General features: G+C 67.0%; 18 protein-coding genes. 8 read left to right on the forward strand and 10 right to left on the reverse strand.

Going from position 1 to position 18,421, the window contains the following annotated elements; translation table 11 throughout:
- The first annotated feature begins 5 nt into the window (after positions 1 to 5).
- Complete coding sequence (locus ACJEIK_RS05055; RefSeq protein ID WP_135357748.1) at positions 6 to 1,634, forward strand: fatty acid--CoA ligase; 1,629 nt, start codon at positions 6 to 8, stop codon at positions 1,632 to 1,634.
- 13 nt (positions 1,635 to 1,647) lie between these two features.
- Here ACJEIK_RS05055 and ACJEIK_RS05060 read toward each other — a convergent pair whose 3' ends face one another.
- Positions 1,648 to 2,478: an alpha/beta fold hydrolase gene (locus tag ACJEIK_RS05060; protein WP_409431138.1), complete on the reverse strand. Its 831-nt coding sequence runs from the start codon at positions 2,476 to 2,478 to the stop codon at positions 1,648 to 1,650.
- A 62-nt stretch (positions 2,479 to 2,540) separates the two neighbouring features.
- Here ACJEIK_RS05060 and ACJEIK_RS05065 point away from each other — a divergent pair, with 62 nt between their 5' ends.
- Positions 2,541 to 3,146, forward strand: coding sequence for a TetR/AcrR family transcriptional regulator (locus ACJEIK_RS05065; protein WP_061004392.1), 606 nt, complete (start codon positions 2,541 to 2,543; stop codon positions 3,144 to 3,146).
- Between the two features lie 115 nt (positions 3,147 to 3,261).
- Here ACJEIK_RS05065 and ACJEIK_RS05070 read toward each other — a convergent pair whose 3' ends face one another.
- Positions 3,262 to 4,455, reverse strand: a complete 1,194-nt coding sequence (locus ACJEIK_RS05070; RefSeq protein WP_409431139.1) for a lipid-transfer protein — start codon at positions 4,453 to 4,455, stop codon at positions 3,262 to 3,264.
- Positions 4,456 to 4,723: 268 nt separating this feature from the next.
- Here ACJEIK_RS05070 and ACJEIK_RS05075 point away from each other — a divergent pair, with 268 nt between their 5' ends.
- Complete coding sequence (locus ACJEIK_RS05075; protein ID WP_409431647.1) at positions 4,724 to 5,917, forward strand: IS110 family transposase; 1,194 nt, start codon at positions 4,724 to 4,726, stop codon at positions 5,915 to 5,917.
- A 149-nt stretch (positions 5,918 to 6,066) separates the two neighbouring features.
- A complete protein-coding gene (locus tag ACJEIK_RS05080; RefSeq protein WP_409431140.1) occupies positions 6,067 to 7,116 on the forward strand; it encodes a dihydrodipicolinate reductase in 1,050 nt (349 codons plus the stop codon).
- 95 nt (positions 7,117 to 7,211) lie between these two features.
- On the opposite strand, the gene ACJEIK_RS05085 is transcribed toward ACJEIK_RS05080, so the two are convergent.
- Positions 7,212 to 8,255 (reverse strand): zinc-binding dehydrogenase, encoded by a 1,044-nt coding sequence (locus ACJEIK_RS05085; RefSeq protein ID WP_409431141.1) that lies wholly within the window; start codon positions 8,253 to 8,255, stop codon positions 7,212 to 7,214.
- A 40-nt stretch (positions 8,256 to 8,295) separates the two neighbouring features.
- Between ACJEIK_RS05085 and ACJEIK_RS05090 the strand changes: the two genes are divergently transcribed.
- Positions 8,296 to 8,781, forward strand: coding sequence for an SRPBCC family protein (locus ACJEIK_RS05090; protein WP_029121540.1), 486 nt, complete (start codon positions 8,296 to 8,298; stop codon positions 8,779 to 8,781).
- A gap of 39 nt (positions 8,782 to 8,820) precedes the next feature.
- Complete coding sequence (locus ACJEIK_RS05095) at positions 8,821 to 9,672, forward strand: patatin-like phospholipase family protein (RefSeq protein ID WP_409431142.1); 852 nt, start codon at positions 8,821 to 8,823, stop codon at positions 9,670 to 9,672.
- Here ACJEIK_RS05095 and ACJEIK_RS05100 read toward each other — a convergent pair.
- From ACJEIK_RS05100 to lpqV, 4 genes are all read right to left on the reverse strand, one after another.
- Positions 9,669 to 10,640, reverse strand: a complete 972-nt coding sequence (locus ACJEIK_RS05100; protein ID WP_409431143.1) for a patatin-like phospholipase family protein — start codon at positions 10,638 to 10,640, stop codon at positions 9,669 to 9,671. The genes ACJEIK_RS05095 and ACJEIK_RS05100 overlap by 4 nt on opposite strands.
- Before the next feature lie 47 nt (positions 10,641 to 10,687).
- Positions 10,688 to 10,894, reverse strand: coding sequence for a hypothetical protein (locus ACJEIK_RS05105; protein ID WP_293014706.1), 207 nt, complete (start codon positions 10,892 to 10,894; stop codon positions 10,688 to 10,690).
- Positions 10,895 to 11,376: 482 nt separating this feature from the next.
- Positions 11,377 to 13,011 carry an LCP family protein gene (locus ACJEIK_RS05110; protein ID WP_409431144.1) on the reverse strand — a complete coding sequence of 545 codons (1,635 nt, stop codon included), beginning with the start codon at positions 13,009 to 13,011 and terminating at the stop codon, positions 11,377 to 11,379.
- Between the two features lie 186 nt (positions 13,012 to 13,197).
- Positions 13,198 to 13,617, reverse strand: a complete 420-nt coding sequence (gene lpqV, locus ACJEIK_RS05115) for a lipoprotein LpqV (protein ID WP_138248148.1) — start codon at positions 13,615 to 13,617, stop codon at positions 13,198 to 13,200.
- Positions 13,618 to 13,804: 187 nt separating this feature from the next.
- Between lpqV and ACJEIK_RS05120 the strand changes: the two genes are divergently transcribed.
- Complete coding sequence (locus ACJEIK_RS05120) at positions 13,805 to 14,350, forward strand: cysteine dioxygenase (protein ID WP_409431145.1); 546 nt, start codon at positions 13,805 to 13,807, stop codon at positions 14,348 to 14,350.
- The gene (locus ACJEIK_RS05125; RefSeq protein ID WP_409431146.1) at positions 14,350 to 14,796 is read left to right on the forward strand and encodes a rhodanese-like domain-containing protein; all 447 of its coding nucleotides are present in this window, start codon (positions 14,350 to 14,352) and stop codon (positions 14,794 to 14,796) included. Before ACJEIK_RS05120 ends, ACJEIK_RS05125 begins: the two co-directional genes overlap by 1 nt.
- Here ACJEIK_RS05125 and ACJEIK_RS05130 read toward each other — a convergent pair.
- From ACJEIK_RS05130 to ACJEIK_RS05140, 3 genes are read right to left on the reverse strand one after another with little or no spacing between them, the layout of a single operon-like run.
- Positions 14,773 to 16,524, reverse strand: a complete 1,752-nt coding sequence (locus tag ACJEIK_RS05130; protein WP_409431147.1) for an alpha/beta hydrolase — start codon at positions 16,522 to 16,524, stop codon at positions 14,773 to 14,775. The genes ACJEIK_RS05125 and ACJEIK_RS05130 overlap by 24 nt on opposite strands.
- A 9-nt stretch (positions 16,525 to 16,533) precedes the next feature.
- Positions 16,534 to 17,316, reverse strand: a complete 783-nt coding sequence (locus tag ACJEIK_RS05135) for an enoyl-CoA hydratase (protein ID WP_053854339.1) — start codon at positions 17,314 to 17,316, stop codon at positions 16,534 to 16,536.
- 15 nt (positions 17,317 to 17,331) lie between these two features.
- Complete coding sequence (locus ACJEIK_RS05140) at positions 17,332 to 18,366, reverse strand: enoyl-CoA hydratase/isomerase family protein (RefSeq protein WP_409431148.1); 1,035 nt, start codon at positions 18,364 to 18,366, stop codon at positions 17,332 to 17,334.
- Between the last annotated feature and the right edge of the window lie 55 nt (positions 18,367 to 18,421).

The raw sequence follows: 18,421 nt of genomic DNA on the forward strand, positions 1-18,421 counted from the left end.
TCACGATGCTCAGTACGATGCAGGACGCCCCGCTCACCATCACCACGATCATGCGGCATGCGACCGGTCAGAATTATCGCCGAACCGTCACCACGGCGCTCGGCGGCGGGCAGTACCGCACCATGACCTATGGCGACATCGGCCGGCAATCCGGGCGGCTGGCCAACGCGCTGCGCGGTCTCGGCATCACCGGGGACCAGCGGGTGGCGACGTTCATGTGGAACAACGCCGAACACACCGTGGCGTACCTGGCCATTCCGTCGATGGGCGCGGTGCTGCACACCCTCAACATCAGGTTGTCGCCGGAGCAGATCGCCTACATCGCCAACGAGGCCGAGGACCAGATCGTCATCGCGGACCTCTCGCTGACTGCCCAGCTTGCCCCGGTACTTCCGCAGATGAAGACGGTGCACACGGTAATCGCCATCGGCGCAGGGGATTTGGGTCCGCTGGAGGCCGCGGGCAAGACCGTGCTGCGGTACGACGAGCTGCTGGCTGCCCAATCCGAGGACTTCGACTGGCCGGAGATCGACGAGCGGTCCGCGGCAGCGATGTGTTACACCAGCGGCACCACCGGCAACCCGAAAGGCGTTGTCTACAGCCATCGTTCGAGCTTTCTGCATGCCATGGCGACGTGCACCAGCAACGCGCTGGATGTCGGCAGCGACGACGTGGCGCTCCCCATCGTGCCGATGTTCCACGCCAACGCCTGGGGGCTGCCGTACGCCGCGCTGATGGCGGGCGCCGACCTGGTCATGCCGGACCGGTTCCTGGACGGCACTTCGCTGATCAACCTCATCGAGACCTGTCACCCGACGATCGCCTGCGCCGTGCCGACGATCTGGAACGACGTGATGAACTGTCTGGAAAAGAACCCGGGGCATGACATCTCGTCGCTACGGATCGTGGGCTGCGGCGGATCGGCGGTGCCGCAGTCGATGATGCGTATCTTCCAGGAACGGTACGGCGTCCACATCCGCCAGGCCTGGGGGATGACCGAGACCTCGCCGCTGGCGACCACTGCCAAGCCGCTTCCGAACGTGTCCGAGGACGAGTACTGGAAGAGCCGGGCGACCGCCGGGCGGCCCATGTGTGGTGTCGAGATCCGGATCGTCGACGACGCCGGCGCCCCGCTGCCGCACGACGGAGAAGCCGTCGGGGAGATCGAGATTCGCGGACCATGGATCACCGGCAGCTACTACCTGGGCTACGACGCGAGCAAGTTCGACAGCGGCTGGCTGCGCACGGGCGACGTCGGACGCATCGACGACTGCGGGTTCGTCACCCTCACCGACCGGGCCAAGGACGTCATCAAGTCCGGCGGTGAGTGGATATCGTCGGTCGAGTTGGAGAACCATCTGGTCGCGCACCCCGCGGTGCTGGAAGCCGCCGTGGTCGCGGTGCCCGACGACCGCTGGCAGGAGCGACCGCTGGTCGCCGTGGTGCTGCACGAGGGTGCTTCGGCGACACCTGATGAACTTCGAGAGTTCCTGTCGGACAAGGTTGTTCGCTGGTGGCTGCCCGAGCGGTGGACGTTCATCGAGCAGGTGCCGCGCACCAGCGTCGGCAAGTACGACAAGAAGACCATTCGCGCCCGGTACGCCGATGGCGCCTACGACGTCGTCACCATCTAGCGGCAGCTCGCGGCTAGGCCCGCACCGCGAGCGTCGACATCAGGTCGGCGAGTCGGTCGGGGCGATCGAGCATCGAGAATGTCTTTGCGCCGTCGAGGATTTCGAGACGGGCGTTGGGGATGATGTCCGCCAGCTTCTCGCCGTCCTCGACTTCGAACAACTCGTCGTCGGCCGACCAGGCGATGAGCGTCGGCTTGTCGAATTCGTGCAGCCGCGCCGCGACTCCGGTGGTGACCTCGGTGCGCAGTGAGCTGGTGAACACGCGGAGATCCTCGGCGACAGCGGGTTTGGACTGCGTGTTGTGTACCCACTCCCGGGTCAGGGCGTCGAAGTCGGTGTACGCGAGCCCGGCGTAGGCGCGCTTGCGGACCATCGGGATGCGGAACACCTGTGCGCCCGCGCGGAACAGCGCTTTCGACTGCGACGCGGCGATCAGCGGCTTGAGGATCGGTGGCGGAAAGTGTTCGAACGCATCGCAACTCGTCAGCACCATGGCGCCGATGCGCTCCGGGTGGTGGACCGCGACCAGTTGCGTGACCACACCGCCGGTGTCGTTGCCGACGATGACGACGTCGTCGAGGTCCAGTGCGGCCATGGTGTCGGCGACGATGCGCGCGACGCCGTGGATGCTCCGGTCGGCGCCCGGGCGCAGCGGTTCGGGATGCGCGCCGAGCGGCCAGGTCGGGGCGATGCACCGCAGGCCGCGCTCGGCCAGTCGCGCGGCGACACCTCGCCACAGCTGGCCACCCATCATGTATCCGTGCACGAAGACGACGGGCCTGCCGTCCTTCGGTCCGAATTCCTCGAAATGGATGGTTCCGGCGTTAATCTCGATGATCGACATGGATCACTCCTAGCTCGATACTGATTTACAAACAGGCTGTCCGCAACTTACCAACAGGGTGTATGGAAAACAAGAGGCGTACTCAGGAGGAGCGCTCCGCGGCTACCCGCGAAGCGTTGATCGTCGCTGCGCGGCGACTGTGGGGCGAGCGTGGTTATGCCGAGGTGGGCACACCAGAGATCGCGACGACGGCCGGGGTGACCCGGGGCGCGATGTATCACCAATTCGCCGACAAGGCAGCGCTTTTCCTGGCGGTGGTGGAAGTGGTGGAAGAGGACGTCATGGCCCGGATGGGGGCGATGGTGGCGGCGTCGGGTGCGACGTCACCGGCCGACGCCATCCGCGCCGCGGTCGATGCCTGGCTGGAAGTCTCTGGCGACCCGGAGGTGCGCCAGCTGGTCCTGCTCGACGCCCCGAGTGTGCTCGGCTGGGCGGGCTTCCGTGACGTCGCCCAGCGCTACAGCCTGGGCATGACGGAACAACTGCTCAGTGAGGCCATGAAGGCCGGCCAGCTGGCGCGTCAGCCGGTCCGGGCGCTGGCGCACGTGTTGATTGGCGCCCTCGATGAGGCGGCCATGCTCATCGCCACCGCCGACGACCCGAAGAAGACGCGCCGCGAGACCCGTCAGGTGCTGCGCCGCCTGGTCGACGCCATGTTCGACGGCTGATTACTTCCGCGAGTTACTTCCGCGAGCAGGCGCAAAACTGTCGTTTTCGAAGCGAAAACGACAGTTTTACGTCTGCTCGCAAGCGGGAAGTACCCCCAGCTCGCGGGGGAGGTGACTAGCGCTCGGCGCGCTGGTAGGCCGTCACGACGGCGGCGCCGCCGAGCCCGATGTTGTGCTGCAGGGCCGCGGTGACGCCGTCGACCTGGCGCTTGTCGGCGGTGCCGCGCAGCTGCCACGTCAGCTCGGAGCACTGGGCCAGGCCCGTCGCGCCGAGCGGGTGGCCCTTGGAGATCAGGCCGCCCGACGGGTTGACGACCCAGCGTCCGCCGTAGGTGGTGTCGTTGTCGTCGATCAGCCGCGGCGCCTCACCCTCGCCGCACAGGCCCAGGGCTTCGTACAGCAGGAGCTCGTTGGCCGAGAAGCAGTCGTGCAGCTCGATGACCTGGAAGTCCTCGGGGCCGAGGCCCGACTGGTCGTAAACCTTCTGGGCGGCTTGGACATTCATGTCATAGCCGATGATGTTGGCGGCGCTGCCGTCGAACGTCGAGGCGAAGTCGGTGGTCATGGCCTGGCCGACGATCTCGACGGCCTGCGAGGCCAGCCCGTGCTTGTCGACGAACGCCTCGCTGGCCACGATCGCCGCGCCCGAACCGTCAGAGGTGGGGGAGCACTGCAGCTTGGTCAGCGGATCGGAGATCATCTTGGCGCCCAGGATGTCGTCGAGCGTGTACTCGTCCTGGAACTGCGCGTACGGGTTATTGACCGAATGCTTGTGGTTCTTGTAGCCGATCTTCGCGAAGTGCTCGGCGGTGGTGCCGTGCTTCTTCATGTGCTCGCGGCCGGCCGCGCCGAACATCCACGGCGCGACAGGGAAGGCGAACTCGTCGATCTCGGCCAGGGCCTTGACGTGCCGGCCCAGCGGCGATTCGCGGTCCTGCGCACCCGCCTGGAGCGAACCCGGCTGCATCTTCTCGAACCCCAGCGCGATGGTGCAGTCCGCGAGACCACCTCGGATCGCTTGTGCGGCAAGGTAAAGCGCCGTCGATCCCGTCGAACAGTTGTTGTTGACGTTGACGATCGGGATGCCCGTCATGCCCAGCTCGTACAGGGCGCGCTGGCCGGAGGTCGAGTCGCCGGAGCAGTAACCGACGTAGCCCTGCTCCACCTGGTCGTACGAGATGCCGGCATCGGCGAGGGCCTTGTTGCCGGACTCATTGGCCATCTGCGGGTAGTCCCAGCCCTCGCGGCTGCCGGGCTTCTCGAATTTGGTCATGCCGACGCCGACGACGAACACGCGATTCTTGGCCATGGTCTTCCTTAAGTTCGTAGTTGCAGTTACTTCGTATTGCTGAGCGTTACGTTGGGCTGTGACCCGGGTGGGTCGGGTATGGCTGCCATGGTGGTGCCGGCCCTGGTGGTGCGGCTTGAAAGGACTGGCCGCCCGGCCTGCCTGGACTTCCTCGGGCCGCTGATTGAGATCTGCGATGTGATCGCTTGTTTAAGGAAATGCCGGCGAGGTCGTCCTTGGGGATTCTGTTGGCAGACAAGCGAAAAGAGGTCCGGTGACCGAAAAGCAAATGTGGGCTGGGATCGACGTCGGCAAAGAACATCACTGGGTGTGCGTCGTGGACAGCAACGGCAACATGGTGTTCTCGCGCAAGGTGGTCAACGACGAGCGCACGATCGGCGACCTGGTCGCCGAAATCGACACGCTTGCCGGTGAGGTGTCCTGGACAGTGGACTTGAGCAACGTGTACGCCGCCCTGGTGCTCACGGTGCTGGCCGATGCAGGCAAGACGGTGCGATACCTTGCGGGCCGGCAGGTGTGGCAAGCATCGGCCACCTACCGCGGTGGTGAGTCCAAGACCGATGCCAAAGACGCCCGGGTGATTGCCGATCAATCCCGGATGCGCGGTGCGGACCTGCCGGTCCTGCGTCCCGGCGATGACCTGATCACCGAACTGCGCATGCTCACCGCCCACCGCGCCGATCTGGTGGCCGACCGCACCCGCACCATCAACCGCCTGCGCCAACAACTGCTGGCCGTATGCCCGGCACTCGAACGCGTCGCCGAACTGACCCAAGACCGGGGTTGGGCGGTACTGCTGGCGCACTACCAGCGGCCGAAAGCGATTCGCCGAACCGGTGTTTCGCGGCTGACCAAGGTGCTGGCGGCGGCCGGGGTGCGCAACGCCGCCACGATCGCGGCTGCCGCGGTAACTGCTGCCAAGGCCCAGACCGTCCGCCTGCCAGGTGAGGATGTGGGTGCCGGATTGGTCGCCGAGTTGGCCCAGGGGGTGATGAACCTCGATGAGCGCATCAAACACACCGACGCGGACATCGAGGAACGATTTCGCCGCCATCCGCTCGCTGAGGTGATCAACAGCCTGCCCGGCATGGGCTTTCGGCTCGGCGCCGAATTCCTTGCCGTGGTCGGCGATCCCGCATTGCTGGAATCGCCTGACCAACTCGCTGCCTGGGCCGGATTGGCGCCGGTATCCAAAGATTCCGGAAAACGCACCGGCCGGCTGCACACGCCCAAGCGCTACAGCCGACGGCTGCGCCGGGTGATGTACATGTCCGCGCTGACCGCGATCCGCTGCGATCCCACGTCGAAGGCGTACTACCAGCGCAAACGAGACCAAGGCAAACGCGCCATCCCTGCCACCATCTGCCTGGCCCGCCGACGCGTCAACGTCCTCTACGCCCTCATCCGTGACAACCGGACCTGGCACCCCGACACGCCCCAAATCGCCACGGCGGCGGCTTGACACGGTCATTGAGAGTCCTTTCGTTACTACCTGTAGTTCAGTCACGCGCGGCGCTTTTAGTCAAGACCCCGAAGGTCTGGTCTCCGGCGCCGGGGCAGTGGTATACAACCTAGAACGTGTTCTAGTTCTGGCGGTGCTCGGGAGGTTTCATGGCGTTGCGGGTCGTGCAGTGGGCAACCGGCGGCGTCGGCGTCGCTGCCATCAAAGGTGTGCTGGAACATCCGGACCTGGAACTCGTCGGGTGCTGGGTGCATTCGGAAGCCAAGAACGGCAAGGATGTTGGCGAGATCATCGGCGTCGAGCCGCTGGGCGTCACCGCGACCAACAGCATCGAAGGCATCCTGGCGCTCGAGGCCGACGCCGTCATCTACGCCCCGCTGATGGCCAACCCCGACGAGGTCGCCGCGCTGCTGCGGTCGGGCAAGAACGTGGTGACGCCGGTCGGCTGGGTATATCCGAGCGAGAAGCAGGGCGCGCCGATGCGGGAAGCCGCGCTGGCCGGTGGCGCCACCCTGCACGGCACCGGCATCGCGCCCGGCGGCATCAGTGAGAAGTTCCCGCTGCTGTTCTCGGTGATGTCCACCGGCGTGACTTTCGTTCGGGCCGAAGAGTTCTCGGACCTGCGGACCTACGACGCGCCCGACGTGCTGCGGCACGTGATGGGGTTCGGTGAAACGCCGGACAAGGCGCTCACCGGGCCGATGCAGAAGCTGCTCGACAGTGGCTTCATCCAAGCCGTCCGGATGTGCGTCGACGAGTTCGGGTTCAAGGCCGACCCGAAGATCGTTGCGCGCCAAGAGGTTGCGGTGGCTACCGCGCCGATCGACTCACCGTTGGGCCCCATCCAGCCCGGCCAGGTGGCCGCCCGCAAGTTCCACTGGGAGGCGGTAGTCGGCGACGAGGTGGTCGTACGCGTCACCGTCAACTGGTTCATGGGTGAGGAAAACCTCGACCCGGCATGGGATTTCGGCCCCGAAGGACAACGCTACGAGATGGAGGTCAAGGGAAATCCGGACTTCACCGTGTCGATCAAGGGCTTTCAGGGACTGGTCGGAGAGGACGGCCCCGAACCCGGCGTCGTCGGCACCGCCGCCCACTGCGTCAACTCCGTGCCGGCGGTGTGTGCCGCGGAACCGGGTATCGCCACCTATCTGGACCTGCCGCTCTTCAGCGCGAAAGCGGCGCCGCGACTGAGGTGAATACGCGCACGCTCGTCCGCCACGAGCGTGCGCGAAGTACACGCCGAATACGGCGTGTCGGCGTACAAACACGCACGCTCGCGGGAAAACCCCAGCTAGGGCTGGATGAGGATCCGGATCGGGTTGCCCTCGGCCCGGTCGAGTTTCGCGATGCCTTCGGCGACATCCTCGAGTGGCACGATCTCGCTGATCGACCGAGTGAGGTCCAGGCGGCCGCGGGACACCAGCGTGGCCAGCGTGCCGATGTCGGCGTTCTGATAGCCCAGGTGCCCGCGCACCTGCTTCTTGGTCAGGTTGAAGAACGACGTCGGGCCGATCGACGGGGCGTCGGCGCTCATCCCGACGCCGACGAACCGGCCGCCCACGGTCAGTGCCGCCAGTGCCTGGTCGAACGTCGACCCCTTGCCGACCGCGTCGAACGCGACGTCGAGCATCCGGCCGCCGGTGGCCTTACCGATCTGTGCCAACAGCTCCGGGTCGCGTGCGTCGAACGCGTAGTCCGCGCCGACCTCCAGCGCGCGCTCCAGCACTGCCGGGTTGACGTCGACGGCCACGATCGGCGCCGCCCCGACCAACCGGGCCAGCTGCACGATGTGCGTGCCGAGCCCACCGACACCCCAGACGCCGACGGACTCGCCGATACCCACTTGGCCGGTCCGCACGACGGCGCCGAACGGCGTCGACACCGCGTCGGCCAGGATCGCGGCCTGCTCCAGCGGCACGTTGTCGGGTACGCGCGTCAGCCCGAAGGCCTGCGCGACGGTGTATTCGGCCCAGCCTCCGTCGTACGCGAACGCCATGAGTCGGATCCGTAGACAGTTCGACATGTCGCCGCGAAGACAGTTCACGCAGTCCGTGCACGGCTTGCCGGCGGCGACAACAACGCGGTCGCCCTCGGCCCAGCCGGTGACGCCCGGTCCGAGCTTGGCGATGGTGCCCGACGTTTCGTGGCCCTGCGTCACCACCGGGAGCTGCGACGGGAACGTGCCGTTGATCAGGCTGAGGTCGGAGTGGCATATGCCGCAGTAGGCGACCTTGACCAGCACCTCGCCTGGGCCCGGTTCCGGAATCGGAACATCTTCCACCACAACCTTTTTGGTGTCGGCGTAGAACCGTTGGGCCCGCATCGTTGAGGTCATGACACTCCAGTGGTCAGCATCGATGGTTACGATCGCCATCATGGCGCAGGCATTGGTGGTCGAGCAATCACGAATAGTCCCCGTCGCGGTGGCCGACGCATTCAGCGGCACCGCACCGATTCCGTTGAACGAGCTGTTCTGTCGTTGGTACGGACCGATCCCGCCGATCAAGGCCGTGCGCAACCAGACCGGTATCTGGGACGCGGTGGGGCAGACCCGGACCATCCTGCTGACCGGTGGCGGCAGCATGGCCGAGACCCTGACCTCATACGACGAGCCGCACTCGTTCGGCTACACGCTGTCCGACATCAACGGACCGCTGGCGCCGCTGGTGGGCGGCGTGCAAGGGATGTGGCTGTTCCAGGACGTCTCCGGTGGGCAGAATCCCCGCACCAAGATCACCTGGCGATGGACCCTGCACCCGCGCAGCTCGCTGACCGCTCCGCTGTTGCCGGTTTTCGGCAAGCTGTGGAAGGGCTACGCCGGCCGATCGTTGGAGCATCTTTCTGACCTCCTGGTGGGATGACGGTCCCACGGCGCACGCCGAATCCTGTTAGATGAACTAATGGCTAAGCGTGCGCTCGTTCTGGCTGGTGGCGGCATCGCCGGCATCGCATGGGAGACCGGCATCCTGCAGGGAATCGCCGACGAGGCCCCCGAGATCGCCGCGGCGATCCGGAATTCGGATGTGGTGCTGGGCACATCGGCGGGCTCGGCGGTCGGTGCTCAGCTGGGCAGCGCGCTGAGCATTGCTGAGCTGTTCGAGCGCCAGGTCGCCGCCGAATCGGCGGAGATCAGCCCGGGCATCAACATCGAGGCCGTCCTGACCACGTTCATCGACGCGATGTCGTCGACCAACGGCGGCCGGGCCGAACAGTTGCAGCGCCTCGGGGCGGCAGCGGCTGCCGCCGAGACCGTCAGCCCGGCAGTCCGTCGCAACGTCATCGAACGCCGGTTGCCGTCGCACGAGTGGCCCGACCATGACCTGCGCATCACTGGCGTCGACATCGACACCGGCGAGCTGGTGGTGTTCACGCGGGAATCGGGGGTGTCCGTCGTCGACGCCGTCGAGGCCAGCTGCGCGGTACCGGCCGCCTGGCCGGTGGTGACCATCGGCGGCCGCCGGTACATGGACGGCGGCATGGGTAGCAGCGTCAACATGATCGCGGTCAAGGACTGTGACACCGCCGTCGTCCTGGTTCCGGCGCCATCGGACTCGCCGTCGCCGTTCGGGGCGGGCCCCGGTGCGGACGTCAAGAGCTTCGCCGGCCGTGCGTGCGGCATCTTCGCCGACGGCGAGTCCCTCGCCGCGTTCGGCGCCGACCCGCTGGATCCGGCCTGTCGCATTCCGGCGGCCCAGGCCGGCCGCGCACAGGGGCGCCGGGTGGCGGCTGAGGTCGCCGCGTTCCTGTCCTAATCCGGAAGATCGAGGGAATCGAGTGCGGCGCAAGCCAATTCGTGGCCGATCTCGATGACCTCGGAGGCCCGGTAGAACTCCAGGCTGCGGCACACCGTGCGCGGCACCTCGATCAACAGGTCGGGCGGGTAGGCGGCCAAGGTGTGCCGCATCAGCGCGGCCTGCGAGATTTCGATGGTGCGGTTCATCACCTCGAAACCGCCGAGCCGCGGCACGTGTGTGTCGTCTTCGGTCTCGACCTCGGATTCGGTGACGGCGTCGATGCCGTCGACGGCGTTGCTGAAGCGGCTCAACACCGAACGTGCGGTGGGGCCGTCGAGCAGGGTGCTTGCCGCGGCCCGGTCGATCAGTGACGTCGTGCTGCGCCGCATGCGGTTCAGCAGCTCCGCGGTGGGGCGCGGGGATTCCGGGGGCGTGGGATTCGGATCACTGGCGTTGAGGCTGACCGCGATGGTCAGATCGGCGTTGACGGCGGCGAGCGGCGCCATGGGCAGCGGGTCGAGGATGCCGCCGTCGGCCAGTAGCCGGCCGTCGAGCAGATAGGGCGCGATGACGCCCGGGATGGCGATGGAGGCCCGGACGGCCGAGTCGATGGGGCCGCGCTGCAACCAGACCGATTTTCCGGCGATCAGGTCGGTCGAGACGGCGGTGTAGGGAATCGGCAGGCTCTCGATGGTCCGCGGGCCGATGATCTCGCGGACGGTCGCCAGAATCTTCTCGGCGCGGAGCACGCCGGCGGCGGTCAAAGAGGGGTCGAGCAGGCGCAGCACCGCGCTCTGGGTGAGGGCGCTGGCCCAGGAGGAGAATTCGTCGAGTTTGTCGGCGGCCTGCAGCGCGCCGACGAGTGCGCCCATGGATGAACCGGAGATGCCGACGACGTCTAATCCGCGCTCGCGGAGCGCGTCGATGACGCCGATGTGTGCGTAACCCCGGGCGCCACCGCTGCCAAGGACCAGTGCGACCCGCATGGGCCTATTTTGGCGTGCGGATCAGACGGCGGCGAGACGAGGCCGCGTCAGCAGCGGATGCGCGAGAAGAACGCCGCCGAGACGAGCCCGATGATGAGGGCCACCTGCGGCTGCCCGCTGCTCATGGCGAAGAGGATGCCGCTGACGGCGGCAACCGCGATGAGCAGCAGGAGGATGCCCATGAAGAGCACCCGGCGCCCGTTGACCGCGCCACCGTGGGCCCGAGCGACCGGTACGTGCTGAGGAGCAACCATCGTGCTCATCCCTTCGGCAATGAGTGAGACACCCCATAGTGTGCACCATTGTGTGAGTCAAAGCACAATTACTGACCAGTAGTTGGGAAATACGTCGTATTCGTTAGCTGATCTCATTGCTTTTGCGACGTTTTGCCTGGTCGATGGGCAAATTTGTTAGACGTGCTTTGTGTTCTGGGAATGGCGTTTGCGTCCAATTTCAACGCCTTGAGGGCGGCGAATTTAGTTCGTTCTACTAAGCTAATTAATTGCGGGTGGCGCCGTGCGAGCGTTTGGTGAGTCGACAAACCGACGGCGGCAATGCCCGCGTGCAGTCGAGGGCGGTCGCTCGCTCGGAACAAGGTCCGGTCCGCCGAATACCTGGCTTCAGTCAACAGGAGCGCGCCGCCGCCGCGATTGCAGCCAGGGACTTTTCCGGGGCGGCTGCGGTCCCTGAGTGCAAAAACGCGCTCGTTCCACGCTCGCGGCGCGAAGCTGATGCGTCAGTTGACGCAGGGGAGCCCGTCGTTGGCGCGCACCGGCGGCCCGGATTCCGGGGTCGGCAACGTCGTGTCGTAGTTGGACGACTTGGCTGCGGCCAGGGAGACGCTGTCCAGGGTGTCGGGTACCTGGTAGCCCGGCCCCAGCGTGACGTGGATGCGGCCGGCCGGTACGGACGGGTCGGCACGGACCGCGTCGATGCCGAGCAGTTCGGCCAGGTGCTTGGCCTCGGCATCGGTGCCGACGCCGAAGTCGACGGCCGTCGAGCTGAGCTCGCCGTCCTGCGAGCTTCTGGTCTGGCCCATGGAGTACTCGAGATCGCCCAGGATCTCCGACATCTGCCGGCCCAGGCCCGTGACGTCGGAACCGTTGATGACGTCGATGACGGCGGTCTTGGCGTTCTTGGACGTCGTACCCGTGCTGTCCGCGGCCTTGTCCAGTGTCGACGGCTCGGTCGACGTGGTGGGTGTGGACGTCGGGGCGCCTGCCGGCGGCTTGAGACCGAAGGCCTTGGCGACCTCGACCTTGATGGCCATGGGGTCGACGATGTTCACGTCCTGGCCGTCGATGTTGTCGTAGCGCACCACGGGCAGCGTCCGGTACTGGACGTTGGCGCCGCCGGCGATCTCGCCCATGCGCTTGAACTGCTCCTGGCCCCAGCCGGCCGACAGCACGACGTCCTTCTGCGCGACCCCGATCAGCTGATTCAGCTTGCCGAGATCGCTGAACGATCCGTCGTTCTGCAGCTGGTGCATGACTGAGATCAGGAACGCCTGCTGGCGGTGGGTCCGGTCCAGGTCGCCGTTGTCCAGGCCATGCCGCTGCCGCACGAACGCGACGACCTGCGAGGCGTCGAGCATCTGCCGGCCGGCCGGGAAATCGGCGCCCGAGTAGTCGTCGTACACGGGGTGGTTCAGGCAGATCTCGACGCCGCCGAGGCTCTCGGCGATGTCGTAGAAGCCGGCGAGATTCACCTCGGCGAAGTAGTCGATGGGCGCACCGGTCAGGTTGCGGACCGCGGCCAGGGTCGCGGCACGGCCGGCCTCGCGGCTCTTGCGCTCCAGCTCGGCCTGGTCGGTGACGCCCTTGTCCATGAGGTGCTGCATGGCGTTGGCCTTGGTCAGGCCGTACGCCTCTTTGATCTTGATGTGGTCGTACCCGGGGATGCCGGTGACCCGCACATAGTCGTCGCGCGGGATCGAGAACGCGACCACATGGTTGTCAGCGGAGATGTGCGCCAGGATCAGCGTGTTGGTGTTGTAGCCGCCGTTGTCCGAATCGCCGGCGTGCAGCTTGTCGAGCAGCGCCTGCGGCAGGTCGTTGCCCTGCTGGTCTTTGCGCGAATCCAAGCCGATCAGCAGGATGTTCATCGCGCCGCCGGTGGACTTCGGCGCGTCTGCGCCGAGTGCGTCGCTGACCGTGATGCCGTGCAGCGCCCCGCGCACCGTCCACCAGCCGAGGCCCGTCGTCGCCACCGCCACCACGGTGACCAGCGCGAGAGCGACGCGGCCGACGGTGTCCCAGCCCACGCGGGCGCTGAGCAGGCTTTGCAGCCGGCTCCGGCGGTGCCGGGCTGGAAGACGATGGCGCGCGGAATCGCTGCGCTGGAGATCGGAGGTGCTCAGCTGCGACCCCACGGCGTGCTGGTCATGTCGTTCATCTCGGCGGGCCTCGCGGGTACGTGAGGACCGCCGGTCGGATCCGGCGGTCGGAAGTTCGCTGTCACCGCGGCCCGCGTATATGCGTCAGAGCGATCGGACGGCAGTGCGACCGATTTTAGGGCAACGCCGCAGACTCAGCGAATCCTCAGTGAACGGCGGTGATCAGCCGCATTCACCTTTGGAGGCGCTGGTCGCGGCCATGATCACACCGGCCTGCTGGCCTGCTGTGAGCTCGGTCCAGGGGGTGTTGAAGTTACCGGGATCACGTGTTTCCGGCCGTTGCATGAGGTTCAGGTACGGCTCGACGAGCGTCGCCGGGTCGGCGTGCTGCGCGTCCATCCACATTTTCGCGGCGTGACACGCCTGGCCGAATTCGGACTCGGTCGCCGCCGGCGGGGCGTCGACGGCGGTCGTCACACCGCCGGGGGAGACGGCCATGCCGCCAGGAGCGGGGTGCTCGTGCGACTGGGTGGGCAGCTCGGCGGGAGTTTGCGCGGGGGCCGCTTGTTTGTCCGGACCGCAGGCGGTGAGCACGGTCAGAGCGGTGGCGGTGAGCAGCGTTGCCCGGATGACGGTCTGCATGACAGCCAATCTATGCGGTACGGCATTCAGGATCACCCTGACGTTAACCATTCCCCGCCGGTCCGGGACTCGGCATCATCGGGGACATGGCAGTGCAGAACGTGCAGAACGCGACATGTTGTCGGGCTTGAGCCCGGCCTTGTGAGGGCGCCAAGCCCACCGTTCGTTTCTGCATTGGAGTTCCGTCATGTCCGTCCTGACAGATTTTTCTGTTTCTGGTCCCACCTCTCTGGCCCCGACCCGATTGCGGCTACCCGACCTGCTGCACGCCACCGATCGGTGCGCCGACGACGTGCTGAGCGGCCGCTACGACCGGCTGTTGCCGGCCGACGGCCTGCCGCTCGACGAACGCTGGTTCCGCCGGTTGTACGGCGACGACGAACTCGATCTCTGGCTGATCAGCTGGGTCCCCGAGCGCAGCACCGAGTTGCACGACCACGGCGGATCGCTCGGTGCGCTGACCGTGGTGTCCGGAGCCCTGGAGGAAACCCGGTGGGACGGTCGCGGGCTGCGGCAACGCACGCTGGAGGCGGGTGACCAGGCCGCGTTCCCGCTGGGCTGGGTGCACGACGTGGTGCGGGCGGGTCCGGACGTGGTCACGCCGGCGCATCCGACGCTGAGCGTGCACGCGTATTCGCCGCCGCTGACCGCCATGTCGTACTACGACGTCACCGAGAGCCAGAAGCTGCGTCGCGTCTACACCGAACTCACCGACAAGCCCGAGGGGGACTGATGACCGCGACGAGCGAAGCGACGGCAAGCAGGACCAGCCGGATCGACGCCATGCTGGACGCGGCTCGCGAGCGCCTGGTCCGGCTGTCCGCCGCCGAAATCCCCGCCGCGCTGGCCAGGGGCGCCGTGTTGGTGGACATCAGGCCGGCCGCGCAGCGCGCCATCGAGGGCGAGTTTCCCGGTGCCCTGGTGGTGGAACGCAACGTCCTGGAATGGCGCTGCGACCCGACCAGTGACGCCCGCCTGCCGCAGGCCACGAGCGTCGACGTCGAATGGGTCGTGCTGTGCTCGCAGGGCTACACCTCGAGCCTGGCCGCCGCGGCGCTGCAGGACCTGGGGCTGTACCGGGCCACCGATGTCATCGGCGGGTACCGGGCGCTGGTCGATGAAGGACTGCTGGGCGGGACGGCCGCCTCGGTGCTGCTACGTGCCGGCGCTTGGGTGTAGCAGCGGCCGCAACCGTTCCGTCTTCTCCTGGGTCCACTCCGGCGGCTGCAGCACGTCGGCCCAGGCGTTCGCGACGTCCTTGACGTAAACGTGGCCGTGCCCGTCGGGCACGTCGACCGCGACGGCCATGTCGGCCGACACCTGCAGGAACGTCACGACGGGAATCCACTCCATCCGCGGTGAGACGTCGCGGCCGCGTGGCTCTTCCAGCCAGTCCGGCCGGGCGAACAGCAGGTCGGGGTTCCACCAGGCGATCGGGTCGGACGCGTGCTGCAGGTACACCACCCGCGGGTGGCCCCAGGTGGCGTTGGCCGGGCGGTTCAAATCCTCAGGGCGCGAACCGAACCGGGCGTTGAGGCCGTCGTCGTAGATCGGGAGTTTCTCCGGGGAGCCGGCGTCGCGGTAGCGGGTCAGCTCGGTCCAGATGGGATTGTTGAACGTCGGCCCGGAGAACAGCGCGCCGTCGGTGCGGGCCACCAGGTTGTTCAACGACTGGAACGGGGCCTCGCCGCCGAACGACCCGAGGCTCTCGCCGAACACCACGAGCTTGGGGCGCTTGCCCTCGGGCATCTGTCGCACGAGCGCGTCGACTTCTTCGAAAAGGTCCTGGCCGGCTTCCTGGGCGTTGGCCTTGTCCACGAGGAACGAAATCCAGCTGGGCAGGAACGAATACTGCATCGACACGATCGCGGTGTTGCCGTTGTACATGTACTCCAGCGACGCGGCTTCGGCCTCGTTGATCCAGCCGGTGCCGGTCGTGGTCGCGACGGCGACGACGGCGCGTTCGAGTCCGCCGGTGCGCTTGAGTTCCTGCGCGGCCAGCTTGGCAGTCGCCCGGATGCCGTCCGCGGAGTGGAGGCCGGCGTAGGCGCGAATCGGTTCGATTGCCTTGCGGCCGTTGAACTTCGCGAGCTCGTCGACGCTCGGTCCGTTGCCTACGAAGATGCGGCCCTGCCGGCCCAGCGACGACCAGCTGGCCAGTGAGCCGGGTCCGCCCGAACGCAACGGTGAGGTGGGAGGCGAGTTGTCCGGATCGTCCTCGTCGTTGGCCGTGGCGAAGGTGTTGTTGATCCACGACATCGCGTAGTTGCCGACCACACCGTTGAACACTTCGACGAACACGGCGATGACCAGGAGCACCGCCACCACACCGGACACCCGCGGCGGTGCCACGCGCTCCAGCTGACGCATCAGGAAACGCACCAATTTGCGGATCAGCTGGCCGATTTCGACGAAGCCGAACAGGAAGACGATCGAATACACCGCCGTCAGCGGGTGGTCCCAGAACTTCATCCGGGGCACGCCCATCATGTCGCGGACCTCGTCCTGCCAGACGTGGAACCAGATGATCGCGAGGACCTGACCGATGATGCCGAGCCCGATCAGGACCAGCCACGCCCAGCGCGGGGCCGGGGGGCTGGTGTCCTTTGAGCGCATGTAGCGGACCAGGAAGACACCAAGAACCCCCAGGCCGTAGCCGCACGCGCCGGCGGCGCCGCTGACGATGCCCTGGAAGAGAGGTCCGCGCGGCAACAGCGACGGCGTCATCGACAGCCAGATGAAGGTGAGGCCGACCGCGGTGCCGAAGAACGTGTAGCGGCGCACCCACCAATCCGAGGGCGGCTCTTCCAGTTTCGCGACGAACGACCCCTCGTCCGACGGCTCGGCTACCGCGACGGCGGCGCCGTCGTCATCGGCAGGATCGGTCAGTTGTGCGGTGTCGGCCACCGATCGACTTTACCGATGCGTGAAGTTCGGCGCGCGCTTCTCGGTGAACGCCGCCATGCCCTCGGTCTGGTCGTCGGTGGCGAACGCCGAGTGGAACAGCCGGCGCTCGTACAGCAGGCCTTCGGCCAGCGTGCTCTCGAAGGCGCGGTTGACCGCTTCCTTCGCCATCCGCGATGCCGAAAGCGACATGCCGGCAATGGTTTTGGCGACGGCGTTGGCCTCTTCGAGCAACTTGTCGGCCGGGACCACGCGCGACACCAGGCCACAGCGCTCGGCTTCCTCGGCGTCCATGTTGCGGCCGGTGAGGATCAGGTCCATCGCCTTGGCCTTGCCCACGGCGCGCGTCAGGCGCTGGCTGCCACCCATGCCGGGGAGCACGCCCAGCTTGATCTCGGGCTGGCCGAATTTCGCGGTGTCGGCGGCGATCAGCAGGTCGCACATCATCGCCAGCTCACAACCGCCACCGAGCGCATAGCCGGCGACGGCGGCGATGGTGGGGGTACGCGTCGCGGCGAACTTGTTCCACAGCGCGAAGAAGTCCTGCGAGAACACGTCGGCGAACGTCAGGCTCGCCATCTCCTTGATGTCGGCCCCCGCGGCGAAGGCCTTCTCGCTGCCGGTGATGATGATGGCGCCGATGCCCGGGTCGGCGTCGAGTTCGGCTGCGGCGGTGGTGACTTCGGCCATCACCTGGCTGTTGAGGGCGTTGAGCGCCTTGGGCCGGTTCAGGGTGATGGTGGCGACGCGGTCATCGCGGGTGACCAGGATGGTTTCGAAAGTCTCAGATGTCACTGTGGAATCCTAGAACTAGAAGGTGAGGTCGGGGTCGGCGGAGACGAAGTAGGCGTCGACGTCGGCGGCGGTGACGTCCGCCAGGTTGGCCGGGGACCACCGCGGGTTGCGGTCCTTGTCGACGAGCTGGGCGCGGATGCCCTCCACGAAATCGTGAGACTTGTGCGACGCCATCGAGACTCGGAATTCCTGAACCAGGACATCCTCGAGGGTCGGCAGCTTCGCGGCGCGGCGCACGGCCTCGAGCGTGACCGTCAGCGCGATGGGGGACCGGGTGGCGATCAGGTCGGCCGCGGCGTTGGCCTCGGCCGCGGCGTGGCCGCGCAGGTTCGCCAGGATCTCGGCGACGGTGTCGGCGGCGTAGCACTCGTCGATCCAATGTTGTTGCGCCAGAAGCGCACTGGCGGGTGGCTCGACGGCGTATTGCTTGAGCGCCGCGTCGGGCCCATCGCTGATCACCAGGTCGCGGAACGCCGGGAGGTCGGCCTGTGGGACGAAGTGGTCGGCGAAGCCCAGGGCGATGGCGTCGGCGCCGGAGAACGGGGCGCCGGTGAGCGCGGCGTGCAGGCCGATCAGGCCCGGGGCGCGGGACAGCAGGTAGGTGCCGCCGACGTCGGGGATGAAGCCGATGCCGACCTCGGGCATGCCCAGCTTGGTCTTCTCGGTGACGACGCGGATGTTGCCATGCGCGCCGACCCCGACGCCGCCGCCCATCACGATGCCGTCCATCAGCGAGACGTAGGGCTTGGGGTAGCGGCCGATGTGGGCGTTGAGCACGTATTCGTCGTGCCAGAAGGTCCTGGCGTTGTCGTCTTGCGCCTTGGCGGAGTGGTACAGCGCGACGACGTCGCCGCCCGCGCACAGGCCACGCTCGCCGGCGCCGGTCAGCAGGACCGCGCGCACGCTGTCGTCGTGCTCCCACGCGGTGAGCGCCTCGGCCAGGCCCGTGACCATTGCTTGGTTGAGCGAGTTGATGGCCTTCGGACGGTTCAGCGTGACGACGCCGACGCCGTTTTCGACATTTACTAGGATATCCTCGTTTTCCGCCACGGTAAGCAATGTAGATCGTCGCGCAGCGCGTGCGCCGACCAGGTACCGTTTCACA

The organism is Mycobacterium sp. SMC-16 (assembly GCF_046250085.1).
Classification (GTDB): domain Bacteria; phylum Actinomycetota; class Actinomycetes; order Mycobacteriales; family Mycobacteriaceae; genus Mycobacterium; species Mycobacterium phocaicum.